General features: G+C 65.1%; 8 protein-coding genes. 5 read left to right on the top strand and 3 right to left on the bottom strand.

All coding sequences use genetic code 11. The features are described 5' to 3' along the window. Positions 1 to 95: 95 nt before the first annotated feature. Positions 96 to 1,373, top strand: a complete 1,278-nt coding sequence (locus ACFOHJ_RS09345; RefSeq protein ID WP_378220221.1) for an L-fuconate dehydratase — start codon at positions 96 to 98, stop codon at positions 1,371 to 1,373. A gap of 46 nt (positions 1,374 to 1,419) precedes the next feature. Here the strand turns inward: ACFOHJ_RS09345 and ACFOHJ_RS09340 are convergent, their stop codons facing one another. The 3 genes from ACFOHJ_RS09340 to ACFOHJ_RS09330 all read right to left on the bottom strand — a co-directional run bounded on the left by ACFOHJ_RS09340 (position 1,420) and on the right by ACFOHJ_RS09330 (position 5,232). Continuing rightward, the gene (locus tag ACFOHJ_RS09340) at positions 1,420 to 3,201 is read right to left on the bottom strand and encodes a flavin-containing monooxygenase (RefSeq protein WP_378220220.1); all 1,782 of its coding nucleotides are present in this window, start codon (positions 3,199 to 3,201) and stop codon (positions 1,420 to 1,422) included. 100 nt (positions 3,202 to 3,301) lie between these two features. Next, on the bottom strand, positions 3,302 to 4,159 hold the full coding sequence (locus ACFOHJ_RS09335) for a MurR/RpiR family transcriptional regulator (RefSeq protein ID WP_378220219.1): 858 nt from the start codon (positions 4,157 to 4,159) through the stop codon (positions 3,302 to 3,304). Between the two features lie 11 nt (positions 4,160 to 4,170). Beyond that, the gene (locus ACFOHJ_RS09330; RefSeq protein WP_378220218.1) at positions 4,171 to 5,232 is read right to left on the bottom strand and encodes a polyamine ABC transporter substrate-binding protein; all 1,062 of its coding nucleotides are present in this window, start codon (positions 5,230 to 5,232) and stop codon (positions 4,171 to 4,173) included. A gap of 146 nt (positions 5,233 to 5,378) precedes the next feature. On the opposite strand from ACFOHJ_RS09330, the gene ACFOHJ_RS09325 reads away from it, so the two are divergent. From ACFOHJ_RS09325 to ACFOHJ_RS09310, 4 genes are read left to right on the top strand one after another with little or no spacing between them, the layout of a single operon-like run. Continuing rightward, positions 5,379 to 6,476 (top strand): ABC transporter ATP-binding protein, encoded by a 1,098-nt coding sequence (locus tag ACFOHJ_RS09325; protein WP_378220217.1) that lies wholly within the window; start codon positions 5,379 to 5,381, stop codon positions 6,474 to 6,476. Further along, positions 6,473 to 7,384, top strand: a complete 912-nt coding sequence (locus tag ACFOHJ_RS09320; RefSeq protein ID WP_378220216.1) for an ABC transporter permease — start codon at positions 6,473 to 6,475, stop codon at positions 7,382 to 7,384. The genes ACFOHJ_RS09325 and ACFOHJ_RS09320 overlap by 4 nt, the downstream gene beginning before the upstream one ends. Then, entirely contained in the window at positions 7,381 to 8,205 is an 825-nt protein-coding gene (locus tag ACFOHJ_RS09315; RefSeq protein WP_378220215.1) for an ABC transporter permease, read from the top strand. The genes ACFOHJ_RS09320 and ACFOHJ_RS09315 overlap by 4 nt, the downstream gene beginning before the upstream one ends. Then, on the top strand, positions 8,202 to 9,329 hold the full coding sequence (locus tag ACFOHJ_RS09310) for a DmpA family aminopeptidase (RefSeq protein ID WP_378220214.1): 1,128 nt from the start codon (positions 8,202 to 8,204) through the stop codon (positions 9,327 to 9,329). The genes ACFOHJ_RS09315 and ACFOHJ_RS09310 overlap by 4 nt, the downstream gene beginning before the upstream one ends. The last annotated feature ends 39 nt before the right edge of the window (positions 9,330 to 9,368 follow it).

Raw genomic sequence — 9,368 nt, 5'->3', positions numbered from 1 at the left:
CAAGGCCGGCGACATCGTCGAACTCGGCATCGAGGGCCTGGGAACGCAGAAGCAGACTTTCCGAAACGACAACTGAGCCTGGCGGGACGATTTTCATGACCAGCATCACCGGCCTTCGAACTTTCGATTTGCGGTTTCCGACCTCGCTCAGCCTCGACGGCTCGGATGCGATGAACCCGGACCCGGATTATTCGGCCGCCTATGTCATCCTCGACACCGACAAGGACGGCCTCGACGGCCACGGCCTGACCTTCACCATCGGCCGCGGCAACGAGATCTGCTGCGCGGCGATCGAGGCGCTACGGCATCGCATCGTCGGGCTGGGCCTCGACTGGATCAAGCAGGACCCAGGCCGGTTCTGGCATCACCTGACCGGCGACAGCCAGTTGCGCTGGATCGGTCCCGACAAGGGCGCCATCCATCTCGCGGCCGGCGCCGTCGTCAACGCCGTGTGGGACCTGTGGGCGAAGGAGGCGGGAAAGCCGGTCTGGCGGCTGGTGGCCGAAATGAGCCCCGAGGAGATCGTGCGTATCGTCGATTTCCGCTACCTCACCGATGCGATCACGCCGCAGGAGGCGCTCGAAATCCTGAAGAAGGCCGAGAGCGGCAAGGCCGAGCGCATCGCCACGCTCGAGCGCGAGGGCTATGCCTGCTACACCACCTCGGCAGGCTGGCTCGGCTATTCGGACGAGAAACTGAGGCGGCTGTGCCAGGAGGCGGTCGACCAGGGCTTTAACCACGTCAAGCTGAAGGTCGGCGCCGACCGGGCGGACGATATCCGCCGGCTGCGGATCGCCCGCGAGGTCATCGGCCCGGACCGCGTGCTGATGATCGACGCAAACCAGGTGTGGGAAGTGGACCAGGCCGTCGACTGGCTGAAGGACCTTGCCTTCGCCACGCCCTATTTCATCGAGGAGCCGACCAGCCCCGACGACGTGGCCGGCCATGCCAGAATCCGCAAGGCGGTGGCGCCGATGAAGGTCGCGACCGGCGAGATGTGCCAGAACCGTATCATGTTCAAGCAGTTCATCGCCGGCGGCGCCATCGACGTGGTGCAGATCGATTCCTGCCGCATGGGCGGGCTGAACGAGGTGCTGGCGGTGCTCCTGATGGCGGCGAAGTACGGGCTGCCGGTGTGGCCGCATGCCGGCGGCGTCGGCCTGTGCGAATATGTCCAGCACCTGTCGATGATCGACTACGTCGCCGTCTCCGGCACGAAGGAAGGGCGCGTGATCGAATATGTCGACCATCTGCACGAACATTTCCTCGACCCCTGCGTGATCGAGAATGCCGCCTATATGCCGCCCAAGCTTCCCGGCTTCTCCATCGAGATGAAGCCGGCCACCATCGAGGGCTATCAGTTCAAGGGCTGATCCGCAGCGCCCCGCACCGGGAGACGGAACTGCGCCGCCTGCCGGGTCATCCGGCCGGCGGCGGATAGACGGGCGTGTCGAGGCCGGCCACCCGCGCCTTGACCTGGAGCGCGACGAATTTCGAGTAATAGCGCGACAGCGCCAGGTTGCCGCCGTGGAACCACAAGGCTTCCTGAGCGGTCGGCTTCCACATGTTGCGCAATTCGCCACGCCAGGGGCCGGGGTCGCCGCGCGTTCCCGAGCCGAGGCCCCAGCACGGGCCGACGCGGTCGGCGACCTCGCGGGAAACGACCTGCGCCACCGTCTCGTGCATGGAATGATAACCGATGCAGGCGATGACGACGTCGGCGGGGATTTCCTCGCCGTCTTCCATGAGGATGCCGTTTTCTTTCAGCGAGCGGATGCCGCTGCCGCTCTTGACCCTGATCTTTCCGTCCATGATCAGGTCGCTGGCGCCGACGTCGATGTAATAGCCGGAGCCCGTCCGGTAGGCCTTCATCAGCAGGCCGGTTTCGTCATGGCCGAAGTCGAGCAGGAAGCCCGTTTCGCCGAGCCTGCGGTAGAAGTCGCGGTCCTTCTCCCGGATGCGGTCGTAAAGCGCCTTCTGCCCCGCCGGCACCAGGGCGAAGGGCATCGAGGCCGTTATCATGTCGGCCTTGTCCACCGAGATGCCGCGCTCGATTGCCTGCTCGGAATAGGTGTCGAAGCCGATTTCCATGAGCGTGCTGGAGCGCACCACCGTGGTCGGCGAACGCTGGATCATGGTGACGTTCGCGCCGGCTTCCCACAGGTCGACGGCAACGTCGTGGGCAGAACTCGCGGCGCCGATGACGACGCAGTTCTTGCCGCGGAAGCGGCTCCCGTCGCTGTAGCGGCTGGAATGCAGTACTTCGCCCGCGAAGCGGTCCATGCCGGGCAGGTCGACCTCGCGGGCAGGGCCGTAGGCGCCCGTGGCGAAGACGAGTTGCTTCGGCCTGACCGTGATGCGCTCGCCGGAACGGTCGAGTTCGACCGTCCACAGGCGTTCATCGGCGTCATAGGAAGCCGACACGCAGCGCGTGGATGTCCAGTAGTCGAGCTCCATCACCTTCACGTACATTTCCAGCCAGTCGCCCATCTTGTCCTTGGGCGTGAACACCGGCCAGTGCTCGGGGAAGGGGATGTAGGGCAGGTGATCGTACCAGACGGGGTCGTGCAGCACGAGCGAGCGGTAGCGCCGGCGCCAGGAATCGCCCGCCCGCTCGTTCTGCTCGACGATCAGGGTCGGCACGTCGAGCTGCTTCAGCCGCGCGCCGAGCGCGATGCCACCCTGGCCGCCGCCGATGATGAGGCATTCGGGCTGCCGGCTGATGCCGAATTCCGCCTGCTGGCGCCGCCTCTTCTCCGACCACGTCTCGCGGTTCGGATCGGCCTTGTGGCGAACGCCGAGCGGGCGGGTGGCGCCCTTCTTCTCTGGGTACGCCTTGAGTTCCTTGATGGCGGTGAACATCGTCCAGCAGCGGCCGTTGCGCAGCCGCAGGATGCCTTCGCACTTGGCGACGGCGGTTTCGAAGGAAAACCATGCCTCGACCACGTCGTCCTCGGCGGTCGGCTCGCCGCTGATGCGCCAGTCGGAAGGCGAGGTGGTAGCAAGCGTCGTCTCCAGCATGCCGGCGATGGCGGCGCGACCCTCCATGGTGGTTATGTTCCAGGTGAAGGCGAGCAGGTCGCGCCAGTAGGAGTCTTCCAGGAAAAAGCCGTCCACCGCCGCGTGCGGGTTTTCCTTCAGCGCGCGGGAAAATCCGGCGAGCCAGTCGCTGGCGATCTTCGACGGTGCGGCGTTCAGCATCGGCCTGTCTCCTCGTGCCTCAGCGCAATTGGGCACGCCGGCGCGGCATCCGTCAATCGGGTCGATCGCTGTCGGAACGGCGGCAGGCGGCCCGAGGCGGTTAGATTTTCTCGAAGTCGCCGAAAATATCCTGCAGGCGCGTCAATGTCTCGACGCGCTGGTCGACCTTCGCACCCAGTACGACGATGGTGTTGGACAGCAGCAAGTCGAGCACGGCCATGATCGTGGCCGAGCCGTCCCAAAGCGGCCCGTGCGGGCCGGGGATGATGAGGGCGATGTCGGACGCCTCTTCGGCCCAGGAACAGAAATCGTCGGTCAGCAGGACCACTTTCACGCCGCGCTTGCGCGCCTCCAGAGCCAGGGGCAGCGCCTTGGAGGCGAAGCGGCGCACTTCGATCATGAACAGCAGGCGGCCCTCGACGGCGCCGTCGAGGACTTCCGAATAGGTGCCGTTCAGGCCGTCTACATAGCGAACGCCGGGGCGCGCATAGGAAAGCTGGGCCGCCATGTAGTCGGCCATGCCGCGGATGTTCTGGTAGGCGGCGACATAGACTTCCGAGGCCTCGATGAGCGCGTCGACGCAGGCCTGCCATTGCGGCGTGATGGTCACTTCGTAGACCTGCCGCAAATTGTCGATCTGCTGGTTGATCAGGCGCGCCAGCAGCTTGCCTTCACGGATGTCGGCTTGCAGGACATCGACCTCGCCCTTGACCTGCCACGCCGGGTTGGAGCGGGCATGGCGAAGCTCCTGCTTGAGCGGCTCGAGCCCGTCGAAGCCGGCCCGTCGCAGGAAGCGGCCGACCGTCATCGGGCTGACGCCCACCTTGGCGGCGATCGAGCGGGCGGTCTCGAACGGCAATTCGGCCAGGTGCCTCTCCAGATACAAAGCCAGAAGCTTGTCGGATCTGGAGCGGCGCAGGTCCTCGCTGTTCAGCCGTTCGAGAATCGTTTTCGACATCGATGCCTTGTCTATTGCGCGGTCTTGATCTTGGTCCACAGGCGATCGTAGAGGCGGATGCCGTCGCCGATGTCCTCGAAGATCTGCAGCCGCTTCATCGTTTCGGCCGGCGGGTTGATTTCCTCGCTGTTCTTGATGTTCTCCGGCGTCAGTTCGCGCGCCTTCATGTTGGCCGTGCCGTTGGTCTGCTGGGCCATGTTGAGCGCGGGAATTTCCGGCTGCGTGTAGAACTGCATGAACTTGATGGCGTTTTCCTTGTTCGGCGCCGTCTTCAGGACGCAGATGTCCTCCTGGTACATGGTCGCGCCTTCCTCGGGGATGACATAGCCGAGGTCTTGCGGATGGGCGAAGACGTCGATCATGGCGCCGATGAAGTGATGTCCGGCCGCGACGTCGCCCGACACCACCATCGGCCGGTTGCTGTAGGTGAACGCGGCCACCTGCGGCTTCATGGCGATGATCGTATCGGCCGCCTGCTGCAACTCCTCGGGGTCGGTCGAGTTGACGCTGTGGCCGTTGAGGATGAGGCCGACGCCCATGACCTCGCGCACGTCGTCCAGCAGCGAAATCTTCAGGCCCTTGGCCTTGGCGGTCTCCAGCAGGTCGCGCCAGCCGGTGACGTCCTTGCCGAGCAGGGTGCGGTTATACATGATGCCCACCGAGCCCCAGGCGTAGGGCAGGCAGTACTCGCCGTTGGGATCGCTCTTGGCGCGCAGGAACGCCGGGTCGATGTTCTTGAAACCCTCGTACTGGTTGATGTTCGTCTTTTCCAGGAGGTCGAGCTTGGCCATGATGTCGTGCATATGGACCGACGGAAAGACGATGTCGTAGCCGGTCGCGCCGCCGCGGATCTTGGCCAGCATCTCCTCGTTGGACGAATAGACGGACAGGTTGACCTTGATGCCGGTCTGTTCCTCGAATTTCTTCAGTACCTCGGGGTTGATGTAATCGCCCCAGTTGTAGACGTTGAGTTCCTGCTGCGCCTGCGCTCCGCCCGCTGGCAGCATCAGCGCCGCCCCTGCGAACAAAGCCGCACCCAGCGCCCGGCTCAGAGCCGACCGTATCTTCCTCATGAAATCTCTCCTCCTCCACCCGGCAGTCGCAACCGATGCCGCGCTGCCGGCCAGTGCCTTTGACACGTTGACATCGGCGAAGAAAAGATATCCAAATCCCAATTTGGAGCAAGCGTTACTTTTGTAACAGGCCCGGGAGGGGCATAATGCAGGAAACCATCGTGGAGCTTGCCGGGGCGGGCAAGACCTTCGCCTCGCCGGAGGGCGGCGAGGTTCGGGCGCTGGACAATGTGGATCTCAAGGTTCGCCGCAACGAGTTCCTCACCCTGCTCGGCCCGTCCGGTTGCGGCAAGACCACCCTGTTGCAGTCGATCGGCGGCTTCGTCAGCCTGGACAGGGGAAAGATCCTGATCGACGGCGCCGACATGACCGAGGTTCCGCCGCACCGGCGGCCGGTCAACACCGTGTTCCAGAACTATGCGTTGTTCCCGCATATGACGGTTGCCCAGAATGTCGGCTACGCGCTCGAGGTAAGGGGCGTTTCGCTCAAGGAGCGGCGGGCGAAAGCAGGCGAGGTGCTGGCCATGGTAGGCTTGGCGGGCTTGGAGGAGAGGTGGCCGCACCAGCTTTCCGGCGGCCAGCAGCAGCGGGTGGCGCTCGCCCGCGCCATCGTCGCGCGGCCGAAGCTGCTGCTTCTGGATGAGCCTCTTTCCGCGCTCGACCGCAACTTGCGCCATTCCATGCAGATCGAGCTCAAGACCCTGCAGAACGAACTGGGGATTTCCTTCGTGTTCGTGACGCACGACCAGGAGGAAGCGCTCACCATGTCGGACCGGATCGCGGTGTTGCGGCATGGGCGCATCCAGCAGATCGCCAGGCTGCGCGATATCTACGACCGGCCCGCCAGCCCGTTCGTGGCTGGTTTCATCGGCGCCAGCAACCTGTTCGAGGGGCATGTCGAGAACGGCGTCATGGCGCTGGGCGGAGGCGAAGTCCTGCGCGTCGCCGGTGGGGCGGCAAGCTTCACCGGAAAGGCGACCGCCATCGTCAGGCCCGAACAGTTCCTGCTGGGCTCCGCCAGGGGTTCGCTTCCCGGCATCGAGGCGACGCTCGACCAGGTCATTTTCGTGGGAGCCGCCTTCGAGCTCTATATGCGCACGGCCGGCGGCCGCCAGATCACCGTGTCGGCGCCGGCCTCGGCGCGCGAGGCGGTGGCCGCGGCCGAGGCCGGGCGGTGCGCGCGGCTCGCCTACGATCCGGCCGAGGTGCATCTCATGACCGGGCAGGGGGCCGACGCCCAATGATGGCCCGCGACCGTTTGCAGCTCGGGCTCCTGCTCGGCCCCGGCCTGGTCTTCCTGGCCGTCTTCTTCCTCGTGCCGCTCGGCATCATGATCGTCACCAGCCTGCTGGCGCCCGGTCTTTACGGCGGCGTGGAATGGGAATTCTACCCGCACAGCTTCGGGCGCATCCTGGGCTTTGCCGATCCGGCGTTCGAGGAGTTCGACCCGGTCTATCTGGAGATATTCTTCCGCTCGATGAAGATCGCGGCGCTGACCGTCGTGGCGACGCTGCTCGTCTGCTATCCGGCGGCCTTCTGCATCGCCACCATGCCGCCGAAGTGGAAAGGCTTCTGCCTGTTCCTCATCGCGCTGCCGTTCTTCACCAGCCTCATCGTGCGCCTTTTCGTGTGGGTGCTGATCCTGCGCCAGGCCGGCCCGATCAACGGCCTGCTGATGGCGACGGGGCTGATCGACCGGCCGCTGGAGATGATCTACAGCGAGGGGGCGATCATCCTCGGCATGGTCTATATTTTCATCCCGTTCATGTTCATGCCGGTCTACGCCAGCGTCGAGAAGCTTGACTGGACGCTGGTGCGCGCCTCGCAGGACCTTGGCGCCGGCCCGGTCCGCACCTTCCTGCGCGTGATCCTGCCGCTGACGGCGCCCGGCATCATCGGCGGTTCGGTCATCGTCTTCATTCCCGCGCTGGGCAACTTCATCGTCCCGGCGATCCTCGGCGGCGCCAAGGTGATGATGCTCGGCAACCTCATCGAACAGCAGTTCCTGTCCGCGCGCAACTGGCCGTTCGGGTCGGCGCTGGCGATGATGGTGCTGAGCATCATGCTGGTCGCGATGATGGCGTTCGTGTTCCTGTCGGGGCGGCGCAACCGCGCCCACGGTCCCGCCGTCGCGGAAGGAGGGGCCGCATGATGGCCCGGCTGTTCAGGCGCGGGCTGGTCGCCTACACCGCGCTGTTCTTCGCATTCATCTACCTGCCGCTGCTGCTTATCGCGGTCTATTCGTTCAATTCCAACCCGGTGAACATGATGACATGGTCCGGGTTTACCACCGAGTGGTACCTGCAGGTGCTGGGCTTCAAGACCGCCGTGTCGGAAGCCGCCATGTACATCGAATCGACGGACCAGCTTCTGGCGGCCCTGCGCAACAGCCTGACGATCGCGTTCAGCACGACGCTCGTCGCCACGGTGCTCGGCACCTCGATCGCACTGGCGATATACCGCTACCGTTTTTTCGGGGCGCGCTACTATCAGGTGCTGATGTTCATGCCGATGCTCATTCCCGACATCGTGCTCGGCATCGCGCTGCTGATCTTCTTCGTCAACGCCGGCATCCACCTCGGCATCGGCACCATCATCATCGGTCAGTGCACCTTCCTGACCTCTTATGTCTTCATCGTGGTGTCGAGCCGGCTGGCGGGCATGGACCGCAGCCTGGAGCGGGCTTCCGCCGATCTCGGCGCGAACGAATGGGTGACGTTCCGCAAGGTCGTGCTGCCGCAACTGATGCCCGGCGTCGCCGGCGGCGCGCTGCTGGCCTTCATCATCTCCATGGACGACCTCGTCATCACCTATTTCATATCGGGCACCGACGTGACCACGCTGCCCGTCTTCATCTTCGCCATGCTCCGGCGAGGGATAAAGCCGGAAATCAACGCCATTGCGGTGCTGATGCTGACCTTTTCCTTTGCCGTCGCGTCGCTCGGCCTCTATTTGCGCTCGCGCCGGAAATGACCATGCAGAATACCACAAAGCCGCGCGCGCGCGATCTCGGCCTGCCTTTCAACGGGCGGACAGGCCCACTCAACGCCATAACCGACGTGCCGGAGGTGGCGGTGGGCTTGCACGCGCTTCGCGAGGCGCAGCCACGCCCCGGCCGGAAACTGCCGGTGCGCACCGGCGTCACCGCCATCGTCCCGCATCCGCGCGCCGACGTGCCGATCCCGGTCTTCGCCGGGATCCACCGCTTCAACGGAAACGGCGAGATGACCGGCACCCACTGGATCGAGGACGGCGGCTACTTTCTGGGGCCGGTCACGATCACCAACACCCACAGCGTCGGCATCGCCCACCACGCCACGGTGAAATGGATGCTGGAACGCTATTCTTCCACCTATTACGGCGAGCGGCCGCGCTGGATCATGCCGGTCGTCGCCGAAACCTTCGACGGCATCCTGAACGATATCAACGCCCTGGCCCTTTCGGAGGCCGACGTGCTGGCCGCCCTGAACTCGGCCTCCAACGGCCCGGTGGCGGAGGGCAACAGTGGCGGTGGCACGGCCATGATCGCCTATGGCTTCAAGGGAGGCACCGGCACCTCGTCGCGGCAGGTCAGGATTGCGGACAAGGACCACACGGTCGGCGTGCTGGTCCAGGCCAATCACGGCCTGCGCGAATGGCTGACGGTGTGCGGCGTGCCGGTCGGCCGCCATTTGCCAGGCGCGGCGGCCGCCCCGGCCGCCGAGCTTGGCTCCATCATCGTCGTGGTCGCCACCGATATCGCCATGGCCCCGCACCAGCTCAAGCGGGTGGCGCGGCGCTGCGCCATCGGCATCGGCCGCAACGGAACGCCCGGCGGCAACAGTTCCGGCGACATCTTCCTCGCCTTCTCGACGGCGAATCCGCGACCGCTCGCGGCCAGGGCCCCGGCGTTCCGCAGCATCGACATGCTGGAGGACGACGAGTTCGACCCGGTCTATATGGCGGTGGTGGAGGCCGTGGAGGAAGCCGTAGTCAACGCCATGCTGGCGGCCGAGGGCATGTCGGGGACCGTCGACGGCCGCGACCGGGTCGAGGCCATCCCGGTCGAGGCGCTTGTGGAGATCATGCGGCGCCACGGCCACGATTCTGCTCGCTGACGCCAGCGGGCAGACCCAAGCATTTTTGGTCGCGGGAGG

The organism is Aquamicrobium soli (assembly GCF_042646345.1).
Classification (GTDB): domain Bacteria; phylum Pseudomonadota; class Alphaproteobacteria; order Rhizobiales; family Rhizobiaceae; genus Mesorhizobium; species Mesorhizobium soli_A.
The sequence above is the reverse complement of the archived record's forward strand: the minus strand, read 5'-3'. Positions and strand labels throughout refer to the sequence as shown.